At 47.2% G+C, this 18,886-nt stretch carries 13 protein-coding genes; all 13 read left to right on the top strand.

Going from position 1 to position 18,886, the window contains the following annotated elements; genetic code table 11:
- Positions 1-28: 28 nt before the first annotated feature.
- The 13 genes from ACZ5NB_RS15650 (at position 29) to ACZ5NB_RS15590 (ending at position 18,877) form a co-directional block, all read left to right on the top strand.
- The gene (locus tag ACZ5NB_RS15650; protein WP_460233193.1) at positions 29-637 is read left to right on the top strand and encodes a nucleotidyltransferase family protein; all 609 of its coding nucleotides are present in this window, start codon (positions 29-31) and stop codon (positions 635-637) included.
- 57 nt (positions 638-694) lie between these two features.
- Complete coding sequence (locus tag ACZ5NB_RS15645; RefSeq protein ID WP_460233191.1) at positions 695-1,165, top strand: hypothetical protein; 471 nt, start codon at positions 695-697, stop codon at positions 1,163-1,165.
- A 543-nt stretch (positions 1,166-1,708) separates the two neighbouring features.
- Positions 1,709-5,308 carry a DUF4175 family protein gene (locus tag ACZ5NB_RS15640; RefSeq protein ID WP_460233190.1) on the top strand — a complete coding sequence of 1,200 codons (3,600 nt, stop codon included), beginning with the start codon at positions 1,709-1,711 and terminating at the stop codon, positions 5,306-5,308.
- 7 nt (positions 5,309-5,315) lie between these two features.
- On the top strand, positions 5,316-7,604 hold the full coding sequence (locus ACZ5NB_RS15635; RefSeq protein ID WP_460233189.1) for a VWA domain-containing protein: 2,289 nt from the start codon (positions 5,316-5,318) through the stop codon (positions 7,602-7,604).
- Entirely contained in the window at positions 7,604-8,626 is a 1,023-nt protein-coding gene (locus ACZ5NB_RS15630; protein WP_460233188.1) for a hypothetical protein, read from the top strand. The genes ACZ5NB_RS15635 and ACZ5NB_RS15630 overlap by 1 nt, the downstream gene beginning before the upstream one ends.
- Positions 8,627-8,639: 13 nt before the next feature.
- Complete coding sequence (locus ACZ5NB_RS15625) at positions 8,640-11,300, top strand: tetratricopeptide repeat protein (protein ID WP_464107573.1); 2,661 nt, start codon at positions 8,640-8,642, stop codon at positions 11,298-11,300.
- Entirely contained in the window at positions 11,297-12,157 is an 861-nt protein-coding gene (locus ACZ5NB_RS15620) for a DUF4159 domain-containing protein (protein WP_460233186.1), read from the top strand. The genes ACZ5NB_RS15625 and ACZ5NB_RS15620 overlap by 4 nt, the downstream gene beginning before the upstream one ends.
- A gap of 50 nt (positions 12,158-12,207) precedes the next feature.
- Complete coding sequence (locus ACZ5NB_RS15615; protein ID WP_460233185.1) at positions 12,208-13,248, top strand: AAA family ATPase; 1,041 nt, start codon at positions 12,208-12,210, stop codon at positions 13,246-13,248.
- A 24-nt stretch (positions 13,249-13,272) separates the two neighbouring features.
- Entirely contained in the window at positions 13,273-14,166 is an 894-nt protein-coding gene (locus ACZ5NB_RS15610; protein ID WP_460233184.1) for a DUF58 domain-containing protein, read from the top strand.
- Positions 14,166-16,223 (top strand): BatA domain-containing protein, encoded by a 2,058-nt coding sequence (locus ACZ5NB_RS15605; RefSeq protein WP_460233183.1) that lies wholly within the window; start codon positions 14,166-14,168, stop codon positions 16,221-16,223. The genes ACZ5NB_RS15610 and ACZ5NB_RS15605 overlap by 1 nt, the downstream gene beginning before the upstream one ends.
- A gap of 96 nt (positions 16,224-16,319) precedes the next feature.
- Positions 16,320-17,657 (top strand): 30S ribosomal protein S12 methylthiotransferase RimO, encoded by a 1,338-nt coding sequence (gene rimO / locus ACZ5NB_RS15600; protein ID WP_460233182.1) that lies wholly within the window; start codon positions 16,320-16,322, stop codon positions 17,655-17,657.
- 430 nt (positions 17,658-18,087) lie between these two features.
- Positions 18,088-18,465: a hypothetical protein gene (locus ACZ5NB_RS15595; RefSeq protein WP_460233181.1), complete on the top strand. Its 378-nt coding sequence runs from the start codon at positions 18,088-18,090 to the stop codon at positions 18,463-18,465.
- Positions 18,458-18,877 (top strand): hypothetical protein, encoded by a 420-nt coding sequence (locus ACZ5NB_RS15590; RefSeq protein ID WP_460233180.1) that lies wholly within the window; start codon positions 18,458-18,460, stop codon positions 18,875-18,877. The genes ACZ5NB_RS15595 and ACZ5NB_RS15590 overlap by 8 nt, the downstream gene beginning before the upstream one ends.
- Positions 18,878-18,886: the final 9 nt, after the last annotated feature.

Genomic DNA, 18,886 nt, shown 5'->3' with positions numbered 1-18,886 from the left:
ACGTTTAGCGCTTATTCAGGGAATATGGATGTCAGAAGTTATTGCACTTGTGTTGGCCGCAGGGCTTAGTCGGCGGTTCGGTAGCGATAAGCGCTACGCGCAGTTTGAGGATGGTCGAACATTACTCTGCGCCACGCTTGATTCGATAATCGATCACTGCCGAGAGATCATTGTTGTGGTCCGACCGGACGATCATCTCCACCACCTGCTCGGACTCTGGGTAGATCACCCTGCGGTCACCTGTTGTGTCGCGGAACATGCAGCGGAAGGAATGGGGGCTAGCTTAGTAGATGGGTATCGTCTTCTAGACACATCGGGTCGGCTAAAAGACGACACGTTAGATGGTGTCATGATCATGCTAGCGGATATGCCCTATATTGAAGCAAAAACGCTCCGTCAATTGACCCACAACGTCGACCCAGCGCGCTTGCGGATTCCTTGCTTCGGTGATGTAGAGGATGAAACGAACTGGGGGCACCCGGTGATTTTTGGTCGTCACTGGTTGAGCCTTCTTGGCGAGTTGGAGGGTGACAAAGGCGGCCGCAAGCTTTTAAAGCAGCATCCCGAAGCCTGTGAATATGTGTCCGTGGATGACCCTGGGGTGCTTAAAGACATAGATCGACGTGAGGAAATGTGAACTGGTTCACTTTATCGACTCTATGAACCTTTGGTAGTTAATGTTAGCGACAATTTCTTGCAGCTTGGTAGTCTCACCCGGTCTGAACTAAGTGGTAGGCAAGATGTGGGTATAGAAGGTCAATTCAAACATGGCGGGGCGCTGCTGAGTTACAAAATTGTTGGACACTTTGACGGTACCGAATTGGTTCGGATGACTCGGGGTTTATGGAATCAAGGGATTGCCCAGCCTCAACTAAAGTGTTTTTTGGGCGATTTAACTCAAGTCGACAGCATTGGTGTCACGCCAGAGCAGTTGCGAGAAATTGCCGAGCTGGGGTTGCGCGCTGCAGAAGAGGCTGGGGGATATCGCGTCGCACTGGTTTCTCATCACGAAGTTGTCAGTGCGGTTGGGCACATGTACCGCGTCTATATGGATTCTGAGTTTTGCGAAACGAGAGTGTTCAAAGACAAACTATTAGCGATTGCCTGGTTGTCTGAAGTGCTGCCCGACAGCACGCTTGAGGTGCACGAGGTGATTGCCGATTAGCGCTCACTTTTCCACATCACGAGTTGCTTTACATTATCCGAGTTAAGAGCAGCTCTAGCTTTTCACTCTAAACAGGATTGGCTGCGCGATAGAGCGTATACAGTCTGGTCACGCTAGTCACCACAACAATCTATTTTTTCTCAATGTCGGTTTTATCTACTTTTTCTATTTCCTCAACACATGTTTCTAGCGTCATTGTCCTGCACGATGTAAATATGTGTAAAACGTGTACTTAAGCCCCCGCCTTTTAGTCTTCCTGATTATAATCGAAAGAACCAAACTAGCTTCTCGCCGTCTATACTCAATTATAAGAATCCACTGTAGAAGAAGCTGAGTGGCACACTCTATGCAGATCTTTTAAAGGTCTCTATTGCTTACTGAACTACACGCGGCACCCTGAAATACAAGCGACAATCTATATCAGTAACAACTATATCAGTAACAAAGCCAACAAGTTCCAAGGCAAATAGCGCCGATGCTTTATAGGGCGCAATTTCATTAGTCCGTTGATCCGTGATTGATTCTGGCGGGTGGTAAACGTATATGTCGAACAATGTTGCAGTGACATCCATTCGTCAGCAACTCGAGTTGACGCGCAAAAAACACAACCGCTTATTGTTTTTTGCCCAAGCGTCGCGCTGGTTGTTTGGTATCGCCGTGCTATTTGTTGTTTGGTTGCCTGTCAATGATTGGTTCGAGGCTCAAAGTGCCGCGCAGCTCGTTACATTAGGTGTGTGGGTTTTACTCGTATTCTTGCTTACTTTCTGGTGCGCGTGGTGTTTTCTTAAAGCCTATGCAAGTAAACAGCACTTTGCCTATAAAATTGAAGAGCACCTTCCGGATCTTCAGCAGCGTCTAATTACATCGTTAGAGTTCCAAGAAAAAACTGCGCCGGGTGTTTCCCCACAATTGCTGGCGCAGCTGTGGCTGGATGCAGAGCGCCACGCCAACCCGGAACAAACTGGCCGAGCGTTTAGCGTTGATTTCCACAATTGGAAAAAATGGTATGCACTGGGGGTGGTCGGATTACTAGGCATTATTGTTCTGCTTAATCCAGTACAAACGATGTTAATCGGTTTGACTGACCTCATGCGCACGCCCGCCACTCCGGTAGCGGAAGTTGCATTGCCAATTGGCATCCAAGTGAATCCAGGTGATGTCACCTTGCAGCGCGGCGACGATCTAACAATAAGCGCCCAGTTACAGAATTCTACTGCCCAACAACTGATCTTATTTGTTCAAGATGATCAGCTAAATTGGCGTCGCTACCCCATGTACTCCGACGTTAGTCGCGATGAATCGCATTTTTCAATTCAGCTAAATCAGTTAACGCAAGATGTTAAATACTACGTTGCACTGTCGGAAAGTGTGGACGCTGACAACCTACTGGTAAAATCAAAACAATATCAAGTTGAATTGTTTGATCTACCTCGCGTGACCAATCTGACTGTGCGCTATCAATACCCTGAATATACAAGACTTGAAAACAAATCTGATGATCCTGGTGGAGATATCCTCGCGCCAATGGGTACTAAGGTGCAGTTAGATATGACCTTTAACAAACCCATCGTTTCTGGCCGGGTAGTGTTATCGAATGGCGAAAGCATTCCTTTGAGTACATCCGGTGAAAACAGCGTGACTGATTCATCGCTGTCCATTGAGGTAAAAGAAAACCTCGAATACGCCATTGAGGTGGTCGACGCCCTCGGTTATCAAAATAAAAATCCCCTCGAATACTATATTCGTGCAATACCCGATGAAGAGCCAAGCGTGGTATTGAAAAAGCCAGGCAAAGATCAAGAAGTCATGCCGCTAGAAGAAGTTTCCTTAGAAATTGAAGCGAAAGATGACTACGGTTTGACTGATTTTTATTTGACGTACAGTGTGGTGGGGAGTGACGACAAGGTTGTTCAGTTTCTCGATAAAAAAGCGGCACCGGTATTGGCGCTCACAGGTGAAGAATTAATTTATCTCGAAGACTTGAATGCGCAGCCTGGGGATGTGATTAGCTATTCCGTCACGGCAACTGACAATAATGGTTTGACAGGCCCGAAAACCGTTGTATCTGATATTTATTTTTTGGAAGTGACCTCAACTGATCATCAATTCAGTAAAGCCAGCTCAGGTATGGGCGGTGGTGGTGGAGGTGCTGGCGGGGGTGGCAACAGTTCGGCGTTGGTTAAAACGCAAAAAGACATTATTGCAGCGACCTGGAAACTGAAGAATCGGCAAGATAGCGCTGACTTACAAGAGTTTGCTGCCGATACACAAATTATTCGTTCCTCCCAAGCTGAAGTTGCTGATCGAGCACAAATGTCGATTAGTCGATTGACTGAGCGCGGTAATTATCAAAATGACAGCTATCAACGAGCGGTTGAAGCCCTGCAGCAGGCGATTGGCGAAATGCAGGTTGCGCTAGAAAAACTTGATGAACTGTCTCTTTCAGACGCGCTACAAAATGAACAAAAAGCATTACAACATGTGCTGAGAGCTGAAGCGCAAATAAACCGCACCCAAGTAGCCATGAACAGAAACCAGTCAGGCGGTGGAGGCGGCGGGCAACAACGAGATGATGCAGATGTGCGTGAGTTGTTCGAAATGGAATTGGGTGAGCTTGAAAATCGATACGAATTACCCCAGCAACAAGCGCAACAAAGTGGTGCGGCACAACAGAATGAAACTGTTGATAAATTAGCGGAACTGGCAAAGCGTCAAGAGCGCTTGACTCGATCGCAGCGTGAGTTGGCGCGTCGAGAAAATCAAATGACAGAGGAGCAAAAGCGGCAACAGTTGCAAACGCTACAACGTCAACAAGAACAATTGCGCCGTGAGCTACAACAGCTTGCACAACAAATGCAGCGTCAGCAACAATCACAGCAGTCATCTAGTCAGCAATCGTCGCAAAATCAGCAACAAAGTGCTCAGCGCCCTAGCTCACAACAAGCGTCACAAGCAAACAACTCAGCTCAGTCACAGCAGCAGGCTATTCAACAAGCGTTGACAGATGCGGCGAAACAAATGGAAGAAGCAGCACAGTCACAATCCTTAGGACAAGCTGCGGCGAAAAGCCAAAAAGCGTTAGATGGTTTGCGAAAACAGGCCGATGCACTAAGCGGTCTGCAAGAAAAATCGATAGAAGAAATGCAAGACTTGGCCAAACAACAGGTAGAGCGTTTGGTCGAAGACCAACAAGCGTTACGGCAAGCACTTGAAGCGCTGAGTCGGGAACAGAGCATGGGCAATACTCGCTCTGAGTCAGCACGCGCAGAAGGTGCGCAACAGGTACGAGATCAGCAAGCATCGGTCGATCAGCAGCTTGATGATTTAATGAAAGGCTTGCGGGACATTTCACGGCGCAATACCGAACAAGACGCACGAGCGCTCGAGCAGGCGCATGAATTAGTCCGTAGTGTAAGGCCTATTCAGGAGAAAAAAGAAACCAGCAAGATGATACTCAAGCGTGGCATGGTCAATTTGAGTCTTCGCTTAGAGTCTGAAGTAGAAGACGCGCTGGAAAAATTACAAACCAGTGTGCAGCAACTCGGGCGTGGTCAGTCATATGCAAACAACGATGTATCCGGAGATGCGGCTGCACAGGTGAGCGCATTACGCCGCTCGATAGAAACGCTGCAACAACAGATAGAACAACAGCAGATACAACAACAGTCTCCGGAGGCAAGCGCGAGCCAACAAGCAGGCACCGCTCCGGCAACATCTGGTGTGCGGCAAGGTGAGCGCAGTGGCGCTCTATCTGAGCAGCAAAGTCTTACACAGCAGCGAGTATCGCAAAGAGAAATGCAGCAAACCTTTGAGCAAACACAGCAATTGGCGCGGGACATAGCGCAGGCGGGTAGAGCATCCGGTGGTCAAATTTGGTCGGGGAATGCTAGGTCTATCGAATCACAATTGACGGAACAAGGCTTGGCTGATTTCTTAAATCGGCCTGCTCTATTGCGCAGTCTCTTGAACCCGGTCATTGAGTTAGAAAACCAATTAAGGTTGGCAAGCGAATTTGATGCAGGTGGGAATGCGTTATTTTCTCCACAAATGGAGAGTATCCCAGAAAAATATAAGACATTTGTCGAGAATTACTACCGCGGGTTGTCAGAAGAGCGCCCCAGCGCTACGCCAGAAATAAAATGAGGATAGTTTGATAGAGTCGCATTACCTCCAAGCATTACTCGATGGCAATCTAACGCTAGGTTTTGGCGTGGGGATGCTTGGTATCGTCATTGCAGTGCTGTTGGTGATCACGCTAGCTGCGGTTAGCTATTGGAAAACTACACGCCCTCTCTCAACACCTTGGCGAATGACACTTGTGGCGTTGCGTTCTCTAACGCTTGTTATTTTAGCTATTTGTTTACTGGATCCTGGCGTTTTAATCAATGAAGTGAAACCTCAAGAAACCTATGTGGCTGTCGTTGTCGATGACTCGCAAAGTATGTCCATTCGCGATACCGAAAGCGAGCAAAGTCGCCAGCAGCAAGCTATTTCGATGCTATATGGAGACGGTGGGGTTATACCGCAGTTACAAGAAAAATTTCAGGTAAGAAGCTATCGTTTTTCTGAATTGGCCGAGCGTGTATCCAATGCGGAAGAGTTCAATGCCATGGGAGGTGCATCAAATATCGCTTCAGGTATTGAGCGAGTCATGACAGAGTTGTCGGCAGTGCCCCTGGCTGGCGTCGTTGTGGTTACGGATGGTGCTCACAATACGGCGAACGATCCGGAAAAAATTATACCAGTCATGCGACAACAACAAGTCCCCCTCTATGTGGTCGGCGTTGGGCAAGACAATATCAACGAAGATTTAGCCATACTGACGGTAGATGCTAATAAAACATTGCTAGAGGGTTCCGTATTCAATTTAAGTGTCGGCTACAGCCAAACGGGTTTCGCCAATCAAAGTACACGGCTGTTAGTGAAGGATGGCGATCGCATTGTGGCAAGTCGTAATCTTGTGTTGTCGCAGAACCACGCCACCAAAAAGCTCAATTTTGATATTGTTCCAGACCGTGAAGAAATTATTGTCTATGACGTGATTATTGAAGAGTTGCAAGGCGAAACCATTACTCAAAATAATCATAGTCAAGTGTATATCGACAACCGTAGCAAGCCCGCTCTGGATATTCTTTATGTTGAGGGCCAGCCGCGAAACGAATACAAATTTGTCCAGCGCGCGCTGCAGGGTGATCCTTCCTTACGTTTAGCGACCTATCTACAAACAGGGCCACGAAAGTTTTTACGGCAAGGTATTAAATCACCTAGCGAACTTGAAGGTGGGTTTCCTCGTACTGTTGAAGAGCTTTTTAATTACGAAGCAATTATCTTTGGCAACATAGAGCGCAGCTTTGTTAATGACCAGCAGCTCGCCATGATTAAAGAGTTCGTCGCCAAACGTGGCGGCGGCTTTATGGTACTTGGTGGTGTTCAAGAAGCACTCGTTGATTCCGATTTGGCCGATATTTTACCGATTGAATTGGTTCGAGAGAGCCAGCTTCCCGCGTCTCTGAGCGGTGGTACGCGCCGGGGTGATCATCCGACGGGTACGGCCTACAGACCACGTATGACAAAAGCCGGGGAGTATTCGCCTATTTTACGGCTCGATACCGATGACAAAAAAAATCGTGACCTTTGGCGAGCGATGCCTGATTTAGAAGGCGTCTATGTTACGGGGCGGGCAAAACCCGGTGCGACTGTATTGCTTGAACATTCGTTGCTGCAATTTCAAAATCAACCGGTGCCTATTTTGTCTACGCAGAATTACGGGCGCGGTCGCAGCGCGGTGATGTCGACGGCGAGTTCTTGGCGCTGGCAAATGATGATGCCCCATGACGATCAATCCCATGAGCGTATTTGGCGTCAGCTTGTTCGTTGGTTAGCCGAGGACAGTAAGCCGCGGATCGAAGTGCAGCTAGATAAAGAGAATTATGCTGTTGGTGACCCAGTGGTGGTGACAGCTAAGCTGGTTGATGAAAATTTTGAGCCAGTCAACGATGCACTGCTATGGTTGGAGCATATTGATCCGACAGGCAAAGACAATGAGCAGGCTATGGCCTGGCGGCTAGAAGGTGACGGTGAGTATCAAGCTGAGTTTTTCGTCGCGGAAGAAGGCGTTCACGATATCACCGTACGTGTCCCGAGCGCCCTCGATGAAAATCTAGAAGTCAAAGCGCCACTGCTGGTGACTCCATCCCGCAAAGAGTTTGTTCAAGCCAGCAAAGACGCGGGGTTACTAAAACGCTTGGCGAACAACGGTAATGGCAAGGTATACGAGTCATCACAAGCGGATAGTTTAGTTAACGATATTACTTACAGTCCTAATATCCATTCGCAAGAGAAAGTGCAGTCGCTCTGGGATCAACCTCTGGTGCTAGCAATTTTGCTCTTTTCGCTGAGTGCCGAATGGGGCGTGAGACGCTTCAAGGGGCTGAGCTAATGAAGTGGCTGAAAAGTGCATCACTACATTTAGTCTTCCTGTGGCTGATAAGCGTTTCTTCCTACGCTGAACTGCAACCCTACAGTGACAGCCCAGAGGCAAAAAAGTATGTCGCTATCTTAGTGGGCGCGAGCGCCGATAAAGAGTCCGCAAATGCCAAGCGCGAGTTAGCAACCAATCTAAGACAAAGCCTGCTAAATGATTATGGTTACGATGCAAAGCGTATTACTGTGTTACTTGGTAATGATAAAAAAACACAAATAGGTAGTGACGGAGTATGTAACGCATCGAATATTAGGCAACTTTTTAGCCGTTATCAAAAAAATTTAACGGCTGCTGATCAGCTTACCGTGGTTTTGATTGGTCACGGTACGGGTCGACGGGAATCAGCGAAATTTAATGTCGTTGGGCCAGACTTAACAGTTGACGAATTTGCAGAGTTGTTTAGCGTTTTACCGAACAATGATGTGGTTGTGATTAACACTACATCTTCAAGCCACGACTTCACCCGTCCGTTAGCCAAACCAGGTAGAATTTTAATTTCAGCAACGCGATCCGGTGCGGAAAAATACGATACGGTCTTCCCATATTATTTTATTGAAGGTGTCACCGGGCTTGCGGCAGACCGCGATAAAAACGGTCGTGTGTCATATTTGGAGCTATTCACCTATAGCACTAACCGTGTAAACGAGCACTATCGAGAGCGCGATATTCTGCCGAGCGAACATGCGACGTTAGAAGATAATGGTGATGGCGTGTTCAGCATGGATTTGTCTCGCCAGGGCGATGGACGCCTTGCCGAGCTTGCATATTTGGATCAAATTCAGTTCAGCCTCGCAGAATTATCGCCGCAGGCCGGCGAGCTGCGTGAACAAATGAAACGGATTGAACGTGATGTTTTCTCGCTTCGTGCGGCCAAACCAAACTTAAGCGAGTCCGACTATTGGCAGCAGTTAGAACCCTTATTAATTCAACTGGCGAAGGTAACACGCGATTACAATGCATTGGTCAACGAAAATTAATTTGAGCACACATATGGCGTCAGTCCTCAAAAGCGGATTGTTGTGGTGTGCTTTGTCTGCGCCTTTTGCTCAAAGCGATGTGATGGAAGCAGCTCAAGCATTACGCACCGGGGAATACCACAAAATTGAATCGCTTTTATCGTCGGACGACAGAAAAGACCCTCAAGTTGCTCTTGTATTGGGGCAAGCTTATCGCTTCAAGGGAGAGTACGAAAAAGCGGAAGAGATAGTCCGTGATGCGCTCAAGGGCCATAGTGATAATCGCTCTCTCTCTGTATTAATGGCTAAAGTGTATGTCGAAACAGGTCGTTCTAATCAAGCAATTGATCTGCTCACCCCATTAGTGGAAAAGAGCGCGTCGATATCTAGTGCTTCGGATACAGTTGGCTCAAACACAAGGCTTGAAGCTATTGTTACCTTGGGGGATATTCTTTATGCCAGAGGGCGCTTTGATGATGCTAAGGCCTACCTGCAATTGGCGACACTAAATGCGGCCAATAGCATCAACTTTAGTTCTGTAGACGCAGCTATGATCGCGCGCGCTTATTGGTTGTTAGAAAACTTCCAAGAAGCCAATCGATTTTACCGAGAAGCGATTCGCCTCGATCGATTTAATAGCGAGGCGCATATCGCCTGGGGTGACTTGTTTTCAGAAAAATACAATCGCGCGGAAGCCATGCAATCTTACCAAGAAGTGCTTTCCTATAATCCCAATCACCCAATGGCGCTAGTGGGGCTGGCAAAAGTCACCCGGGAAACGAAGCCGTTAGAAAAGGCGCTCTATGCCAACCCGCGTGCGGCGGAAGTCTTTGTTGCCCATGCGGACCTGGCGGTTAAACAACATAAATACGGCGAAGCCAAAAGCTTTCTTAATGCAGCGTTACCTAACAACCCTGAATCGTTGATGGCGGTTAGTTTGCTGGCGGCTATAGCGTTGATCGAAAGTAATCATGATGAATATGAGCTGATGCTAAAGCGGGCTCAACAGATTCAACCCGGTGGCGGTTTTTTTCATTCGACAATCGCCGATGTGATGGCAAATGACTACTTGTTTGAAGAGGCGGTTTCGCATGCGAGAAAAGCCATTGCGCAGCAGCCGACATACTGGCCCGCGCATACATTACTCGGTATGAATTTGATTCGTCTCGGTAATGAAGCTGAAGGTCGTAAGGTGCTAGAGCTGGCTTATGAAAAAGATCCCTACAATCTGTGGGCGTCGAACATGCTTAAAGTATTAGACAGCATGGATACTTTCGTCACCTTGGAAAATGACACCTTTCAGGTAAAAATGAGCGAGCACGATGCCACGGTACTTTGGCCCTACATGGAACCACTTTTAGTTGAAGCCTGGGAAAAGCTTACCAAAAAATATCAATTCACACCGGAAGGCCCTGTTCTCATAGAAGTATTTGATCAGCGTGAAGACTTTGCTGTGCGCTCTGTTGGATTGCCCGATATTGGGCCGTTGGTGGGTATTTGTTTTGGCAAAGTCATTACCCTTATTTCTCCTGATACCCTAACGGCTAACTGGCAAGAAATCGTATGGCATGAATTTGTCCATATCATCACATTACAGATGACTAACAATCGAATCCCTCGTTGGTTGTCTGAAGGTGTTTCCGTCTATGAAGAATTTCAAGGCAGAGATGAATGGGGGCGTCGTCAGAATCTTGATGTGGCCCGCGCAATGCAAACCGAGCACTTTTTCCCCATCGAGCGTATTGACGATGCGTTTCTACTGGCACGATCCGATGATGATTTGAACCTCGCTTACCTGCAGTCCTATTTAGTCGTTGAGTTTATCGTTCAAACGTACGGATTTGAGAAATTGTTGGATATGTTAAACGCTTATCGTGATGAGCATACGGTACAGGGGGTACTAAGCACTGCGTTAAATAAAAAGCCCAAGTCTTTTGATAACGAGTTTAACAGTTGGTTGGCGCAACGGATGGCAAAGGTAGATGTGTACGTTGATGAAGACGATATGGCTGATAACGGCGCAGGTCATGGTCATGGCGTACGCAGTAACTCATCGGCACTTCTTGCAGAGCAATACAGTGCTGATTCTTTAAAGCGATATATGTTGGAGCGGATTGAAAATCAACCGCGAGATTTTCAAGCGCACCTTCAATTAGGGATTGTGCTATTTAAAGAAGACAATTATGTCGAGGCGAAAAAACACTTACTCAAAGCCAAAGAAATCTTACCGTACTACACAGGTTACCCTAGCCCACCGGTGGTATTGGCGCAGCTCTACGAAGCCATGGGCGATTCGGAAAAACACCTGGCTGAACTCGCTTACGTGGCGAAATATCACCAGCATGATGTCAAGGCGCCTATGGTTTTAGCTGAGCACGCAGAAAACATCGGTGACTACGAGAAAGCTGAGTATTATCTCAATCGTATCCTGGCTGTTGATCCATACCGTATAGATGTTCATCAACGCTACGCACGCTTGGCCGACAAAAATCAGCAACACAAAGCGAGCATCCGCGAATATGAAATTATTACTAAACTCGACGCCTCTGACCCGGCTAGCGCTTATACAAAACTGGCGGATGCCTATATGAAAGGTGGGCTGCGTGACAAAGCGAAGCACAGTAGTTTAAGAGCGCTGGAAGTGGCTCCCACGTTTGCCCCGGCTCAGCGTATTCTATTGGAGGCTATTGAATGAGGGTGGCTAAGTATTTCAAGCTGATGGTGATGTTGTGGTTTAACTTCGCAGTGATCATGGCCATGAGCACATCAGTCTATGGACAATTTTCTAGCGACAGATTTCTTCGTGACTCGGACGCTGATCTAGAAGACGGCAATTTAGGTGAGCCGGAATTTATGTTTGTCCGCGGTATTTATACCAACTACACCTCTTTTGGGGGAAGTTACAACGGGCCCGGACGAGGCTGGTGGGAAACTGACTTCGAAGACTCGGATCGAAATTTTCTGCGCGGAGTTAACCGCTATACCCGCCTCGATGCCAATAGTTATGGGTACAAGGCTTTAGAGTTGACCGATCCTAAATTATTTGAACACACGTTTCTCTATATCAATATGAAGCGTATTCCCATTGGTGCGCCAGGCACAGGGCCCAATTTTTCAACAGAAGAAGCGGCTGCGATGCGCGAATTTATGCTGCGTGGCGGCTTTGTCATGTTGGATGATTTTTGGGGGCCGCAACACTGGCAGGATTTTCTCGTCGAGTTAGTCAAAATATTTCCGGACAAAGAACTTGTCGAGCTTGATAACACCCACCCAATCTTTCATAGTTTTTTTGACATCGACCAAGTCCATCAGGTGCCGGGGCGATCAGTTACCTGGAACTACGGTGGACCATTTTATTTAGATGATCCGGATTTTCCGCCCACAGTGCATGCCATTCTCGATGACGACGGGCGAGTAATGATGGTGGCAAATCACAATACCGATTTAGGTGATGGCTGGGAACACACCTTTTACGAACCTTATCCCACCAAATATTGCAACGAGGCCTATAAGATTGGCATCAACTACATAATCTATGCGCTTAGCCACTAATACTATTAGTCAAACGAGTTGCATAATTCACGACAAAATGGAGAAGCCCCATGTCGGACTTTGATAAACCAGGTTTTGGTAACGACGCCAACGGTGACGTCAGTGATGATCATCTACAGCTAGTCAGTCGCATGAAAGAAGGGCGAGAGCAACTGATTACCGAGCTTAAAAAAGTTATTATCGGTCAGCATGATATTGTCGAAGAGCTATTGATTGCTTTGTTTGGTGGGGGCCACTGTTTGATTTCCGGGGTGCCGGGGCTAGCCAAAACGCTGTTAATTAAAACCGTTGCCGATATTTTGCAGTTAGATTTTAAACGTATTCAGTTTACGCCCGACCTTATGCCTGCTGATGTGGTGGGAACCGAAATCGTCCAAGACGATGGTGGCAGCCGGAACATGACGTTTATCAAAGGCCCTATATTTACCAATATTTTGCTCGCTGACGAAATCAACAGGACGCCACCAAAAACACAATCCGCACTGCTGGAGGCAATGGAAGAGCGTCAAGTGACCGCGGCGGGTATCACCCATCCCATGACAAAGCCCTTTTTTGTTTTGGCAACCCAAAACCCCATCGAGCTAGAAGGCACCTACCCGCTGCCGGAAGCGCAGCTCGATCGGTTCATGTTTAAGTTAATGATTGATTATCTGCCTGAAGAAGATGAAATGGCCGTGGTCACCAGTACCACGCAGCAGCGAGAGGTCAACTTTATTCACCCTCTTAGCGGTGAAGATATTTTAGATTTTCAGCGAATCGCGCGGCAAGTACCCGCTGCCGAATCGGTTGTGCGTTACGCTGTTCAACTGGTAGGCGCTACACGCCCAAATACCGAGCGTGCACCTGATTTTGTGAATGAATGGGTAAGCTGGGGAGCAGGTTTGCGGGCCTCTCAAAACTTAATCCTGGCAGGCAAGGTGCGCGCATTATTACGCGGCCGTTACAATGTGTCTTATGAGGATATAAAAGCGCTTGCCGTGCCTGTGCTGCGTCATCGTGTATTACTGAATTTTCATGCCGAGGCTGAGCGCGTGACGGTAGAAGACGTCATCAACCAGCTTATCGAAACACTGCCAGTACCCAACGAATAACCCAAGGGCAACAGTCTATCCATCATGACGGATACAACGAATTTTATTGATCCTAAGCTGCTCGCCAGCGTCGACAATCTTGAGTTGCGCGCAAGAGTGACTGTTGAAGGTTTTCTTAATGGGCTGCACCGTAGTCCTCAGCGGGGATTTAGTGTTGAATTCACGGATTATCGCCACTATAACCAAGGAGACGACACTCGCCACATCGATTGGAAGCTATATGGCCGATCCAATAAGCTGTATATCAAACAGTTCGAGGACGAGACCAACTCGCGTTGCATGATATTACTGGACACCAGTGCATCAATGGGATTCGGATCGGACGGCATGTCAAAATTAGAGTATGCACGCACCTTGGCGGCGGCCATCGCTTATTTTGTTATGCGACAACGTGATGCCGTTGGTTTGGTAACCTTTTCCGACGACGTTAAAGAGCTAATTCCTGCCTATTACCGAAAAACCCATTTGTTACATATTCTAAGAACGTTGGTTCACACGCAGCCCGCCCAAACAACCAATGTTGTGAAACCATTGCAAACCATCGCGACTAGCCTGCGCAGCCGAAGCTTTGTGGTATTGATTAGCGACATGCTCGAAGGGGAGGTTGAAAGTATCAAACTTCTGCAGCAATTGAGGGCGATGGGGCATGAAGTGATTTTATTTCACGTAATGGATAACGCAGAGCTGAATTTTACCTTTGATAACGCTGCAGAGTTTGTCGACATGGAAACGTCGCAGCGAATCAAGGCGACGCCTGGTGCAATTCGTGACGGTTATCTCGATGCGGTGAATGAATTTATCGGTTACTGCAAAAAACAATGTCAAACACATGGTGTAGATTATTGTTTGCTCAACACGCAAGAGCCGCTTGATAAAGCGCTTTCCGCTTATCTTAAAGCACGAGCGGGAGGCTTCTAATGTCTTTTTTGGCGCCGATATTTCTCGCAGGTTTATTGGCTATCATTATTCCGGTGGCTATCCACTTTATTCGCCACGATAAACCCCAAGAGGTGCCGTTCAGTAGTTTACGCTTTTTCCAAACTGCGCATAAAAAACATTTTTTGATTCAGCAAATCCAGCAGTGGTTGTTACTTGCAATGCGTGCACTCGCTATTGCCTTGTTGATGTTCGCCTTTGCGCGGCCGTTTTTGAGTCAAACATTTTCCGGCTTTGTTGATTTGGCACCCCGCTCAGTGGTTATTCTTGCCGACCAGTCAATGAGTATGGCGTATGGCAATAATCTAGACGAGGCGCGCGGTGAAATATCCGATATTTTGTCTGACCTGGCACCAGGAGATGAGATCACGCTAGTTACATTTGCTGACGACGTACTTCGGGTTGTCGGGCCAACGACCGACGCAGAAACCATTCGAGCCGCGGTTTCGGCAATGGATGCAGCCAGTGATCGAGCAACACGTTTCTTTCCTGCTGTTAACCTCGCGTCTGATTTACTACGCGGTGGCCGTTTTGAAGATAAGTCAGTCTACCTGGTTTCTGATTTTCAAAAGACGGCAATGCAGGGTTTTGATGAGGCGTGGAAGCTTGACCCTGGTGTCAATTTTTTCCCTATCGCTATCGGCATTGAAAAGACAACTAATGTCGCCGTGACCGGCGTCAAAGCGCCTAGCGCTGTGCGCACTGCATCGGATGAAATTGCTGAGCAAATATTTTATGTGCGTTTGCGAAATCTCGGCAATGTTGTGCAATCGAATCAATCCGTCGAGTTTTATCTGAATGGAGAGTTGCAGCAGAGCAAGGATGTCGACTTTATCGAACAATCTGAAAAAGTTGTCGAGTTTTCCACAGCGCTGACGCAACAAGGTAGTCAGGTAGCTGAGCTGCGCCTTAAGAATTCGTCGCTCACTAATGAAAGCTTTTCAGCGGATGATCAATTTTATTTTAGCTTCGATGTGTTACCGAAGATTCCTATTCTCGTCATTAATGGTGAGGCATCGCGCAATTGGTATGACGATGAGGGACATTGGTTTAGTTTGGCGGTTGCAGGCGATAGCGAGTCACCTTTCTCGGTTACCATGGTATCTCCTCGGCAGCTAAACGATTCTGAGTTAGCTATGCATCAAGTTGCTGTATTGTTAAACGTTGGTCAATTTGAAAGTGCGCAACTGCGAGCATTGACGAGCTTCGTTGAACAAGGGGGTAGCTTATTGATTGCACCGGGTGATCGGGTACAAGCCGCCGAGTTTAATCGTCAGTTATCATCGATTAGCCCTGCAACCTTGATTCAATCGCAATACGCCAGTAGCAATGACTATTGGCTTATTGCGGATGTAGAAATGCGCCACCCAATTCTTAGGCCGCTGTCGATTGACTGGCAAGCGCGTTTTGATGCGCACTGGGCGATGAAGCCTGTCCCCGATGCAGACGTACTAATGTCGTTGGACAACGGTAACCCAGCACTGATTGAGCGAACGATAGGGAAGGGCCGCACCTTATTGTTTGCATCAACGTTGGACTTAGAGTGGAACAACTTGCCACTGCAAGGGATGTATTTACCCTTTATTCATGAAATGCTGAAACACCTGTCTAATTCGGCCGAACGAGCATTGAGCTATCGCATTGGCGATACGCTCTCGTTGCCCGCAGGCATAACATCACTCAATGCGCCAGATGGTAAGTCATTAGATCTAGTTGATGCCGATCAGCCGTTGCAGGATGTTGTGCTAGACCAGCGTGGTATTTATCGTGCAACACTATCGACACCCAATGGTGAATACGATATTGCCTATGCGGTGAATGCGCCCATTGATGAGTCGGATCTGCAAACCATGGACCCGGGGGTGTTGTTCGACAGCGTCCTCAACCCAGAAACCAAGCCCACCCAAAGCGCTGAAGTACGCAGTGCGCTGATGAAGCAAGACATCGAAAAACCGCAGCGAATTTGGTGGTACTTACTTTTAGTTGTGTTCGTACTATTGATCGCAGAAGCGTTCCAGGCAAATCGTACCTACCGTTAGTGTTAGCCGGTGAGTTCATTCAAAAAATACTGCTGAAATACCCCGCAAGTCCCGCTACACTGTCGACCTTTTCAGGTGGTAGAGAACAGGGTTCTTATGAGCGATAAACAACCGACCGTGGGTTTCGTCAGTTTGGGTTGCCCCAAAGCGCTAGTCGATTCCGAGCGCATTCTGACCAAACTTAAACTTGATGGTTATGAAATTGCTCCTAATTACGATGGGGCCGATGTCGTGGTGGTTAACACCTGCGGGTTTATCGATTCCGCAAAACAAGAGTCGATGGATGCTATCTCCGAAGCCATACGTGAAAACGGTAAGGTGATTGTTACTGGGTGTATGGGTAAGGGAGCGGATGCTGATGCTATTAAGGCCGCAAACCCCAATGTGCTTAGCGTCTCAGGCCCGGCAGACTATGAAACAGTGATGGGCGCAGTACACGAATATGTACCGCCAGCGGCCGAGCAAGATACAAAGCCTTACCCTGACTTAGTTCAAGGTGCTGGCATTAAACTGACGCCGCAACATTACAGCTATCTAAAAATTTCCGAAGGTTGTAATCATCGCTGTAGCTTTTGCATTATTCCCGCAATGCGCGGCGACTTGGTTAGTCGCCCAATCAAAGACGTCGTGGAAGAAGCGAAGCAACTCGTTGCCGCCGGTACCAATGAGCTATTAGTGATTTCACAAGATACGAGCGCATACGGTGTCGATGTAAAATATAAATTGGATTTTATTGAAGGCAATGCGTTTGAAACACGCATGCAAGACCTCGCGGTTGCCCTGGGCGAACTCGGCGTTTGGGTGCGATTACATTATGTCTATCCTTATCCTCATGTTGATAAAGTGATATCACTCATGGCGGAAGGTAAAATACTGCCTTACCTCGATATCCCATTCCAGCACGCGAGCCCGCGCATATTAAAATTAATGAAGCGCCCGGGTAACCAAGAAAAGGTATTAGAACGCATTAAAACTTGGAGGCAAATCTGTCCAGATTTAGTGATCCGCTCAACGTTTGTCGTCGGCTTTCCTGGCGAAACTGAAGAAGACTTTCAATTTTTATTAGATTGGCTCGACGAGGCACAACTTGATCGTGTTGGCTGCTTCAAATATTCGCCTGTAGAGGGCGCAACGGCGAACGACCTACCCGACCACGTTCCCGAGGATGTTCAGCAGCAGCGTTGGGAGCGATTTATGGAAAAACAACAAGCTATCTCGGCTAAAAAACTAAAGCAAAAAATTGGTAAAACACTGCCAGTAATCATTGACGAAGTTGATGAAGAAGGTGCTATTGGTCGCACCCAAGGTGACGCGCCAGAAATTGACGGCGTGGTGTATCTCAATGACGAGTTTTCTGTTGCGCCAGGCGATATTGTTGAAGTGCTGATTGAGCATGCCGATGAATATGATCTGTGGGGATCCTTAGCGTACTAACGTTTTTTCACATTATCGTCATTGGGATTGGTGGGGTTCTTGTCGGACGCCATGCATTCTTAACCTGGTGGGCAAGCATTGGAATACACGCAGTGTAAACCGCTCTCGCATCAGGGCACGTAAATTCTTCGGCGACAACATAATAAATAAAAACCGTACCAAACCCATTAATCTCTCTGGCGCATCCACAGCATCCGACCTCCCTGTAGATAAAACCCTATCTCGCAATCAGTGCATGTTGTGTCGCGTATTGCGTTTACGGCAGTATTGATTAGTTAGTACATACTGGCTGCAGATTTAAAGAACGCGACCAAATATAGACAAAAGCACCTGAATATGGATACTTGATGTCCATATTTGGATGTTTTGCCTAGATATGGAGGTGGTATCTCTATCTAGGCGCGTTCTTTAGTAAACTGTGAACACTACTATGATGTTCGGATTTCTGAGTTTGGTTTTACCCACGCTATGCTTGGGATTAGTCCATTTAAAGAAGTATGGTTTATCTTACTCTAGAGAATTTAGTGGCTGGGGAGCCTTTAAAGCCATTGGTTTGGCTTCCATGATGTTTCACTTCCTTTTGCTTGTTGCTCTCGGGGCTTCATTTTTCTGCGGTTTTTGTTTCTACAGAACCCAGCGCTTCGCGTTTTTATTTCCGGGAATTGGTTATGCGCTGATGGCATTCCCTGGCGTCGTAGGACAAATGGTCCTCAGCAATTTTGAGGAGCGGCACGCTGTAATACTAGTTTATATAGCGGGTGCAGTGTTTGCGCTGTATGGTCTATTTATGGCTTCATATTATGCATAGTGTTAACAAGGCGGGGTTTTCGCCGCAAAAAAAGCGCGCGCCGCAACCCTTGGCGTTAGGTATATGTGCGACTAAACATTTTCTTATATTTATAATTTTTGTGTTTAGTAGCTCAGCATTTTCGCTAGAGGACCTGCCATCCAATCTTTTAGGCGATGGTGGAAGCTGCACATATTCAGAAATTATTATCGTGGCACGTACAAACGGAGAAGTTTGGGCGAATCGAAAATTAGTAAATCTAGAAGAGCTTCCCCAACAAGTACTTGGTATGGCGGAAAAACTGCGAATTGATTGTATAGTCGTAGTTGGGGAATATCCTTTAGAAAAGAAATCTGAAATAATCCTTGAAGTCGAAAAATCTCTGATTGGTCTCAATCAAGTCGTTTATTTTTATCAGGAGCCAGAGGTTTGACACCTAACA

The sequence above is a fragment of the Aurantivibrio plasticivorans genome (assembly GCF_055392955.1).
Note: the sequence above shows the minus strand (reverse complement) of the source record. Positions and strands in the feature narration are given on the sequence as shown.

Excerpts from the sequence above, each read along its gene's own strand:
- rimO (WP_460233182.1), top strand. The coding sequence starts at position 16,320 with ATGAGCGATAAACAACCGACCGTGGGTTTCGTCAGTTTGGGTTGCCCC.
- ACZ5NB_RS15590 (WP_460233180.1), top strand. The coding sequence starts at position 18,458 with ATGCATAGTGTTAACAAGGCGGGGTTTTCGCCGCAAAAAAAGCGCGCG.
- ACZ5NB_RS15640 (WP_460233190.1), top strand. The coding sequence starts at position 1,709 with ATGTCGAACAATGTTGCAGTGACATCCATTCGTCAGCAACTCGAGTTG.
- ACZ5NB_RS15605 (WP_460233183.1), top strand. The coding sequence starts at position 14,166 with ATGTCTTTTTTGGCGCCGATATTTCTCGCAGGTTTATTGGCTATCATT.
- ACZ5NB_RS15625 (WP_464107573.1), top strand. The coding sequence starts at position 8,640 with ATGGCGTCAGTCCTCAAAAGCGGATTGTTGTGGTGTGCTTTGTCTGCG.
- ACZ5NB_RS15620 (WP_460233186.1), top strand. The coding sequence starts at position 11,297 with ATGAGGGTGGCTAAGTATTTCAAGCTGATGGTGATGTTGTGGTTTAAC.
- ACZ5NB_RS15630 (WP_460233188.1), top strand. The coding sequence starts at position 7,604 with ATGAAGTGGCTGAAAAGTGCATCACTACATTTAGTCTTCCTGTGGCTG.
- ACZ5NB_RS15610 (WP_460233184.1), top strand. The coding sequence starts at position 13,273 with ATGACGGATACAACGAATTTTATTGATCCTAAGCTGCTCGCCAGCGTC.
- ACZ5NB_RS15595 (WP_460233181.1), top strand. The coding sequence starts at position 18,088 with ATGATGTTCGGATTTCTGAGTTTGGTTTTACCCACGCTATGCTTGGGA.
- ACZ5NB_RS15615 (WP_460233185.1), top strand. The coding sequence starts at position 12,208 with ATGTCGGACTTTGATAAACCAGGTTTTGGTAACGACGCCAACGGTGAC.
- ACZ5NB_RS15650 (WP_460233193.1), top strand. The coding sequence starts at position 29 with ATGTCAGAAGTTATTGCACTTGTGTTGGCCGCAGGGCTTAGTCGGCGG.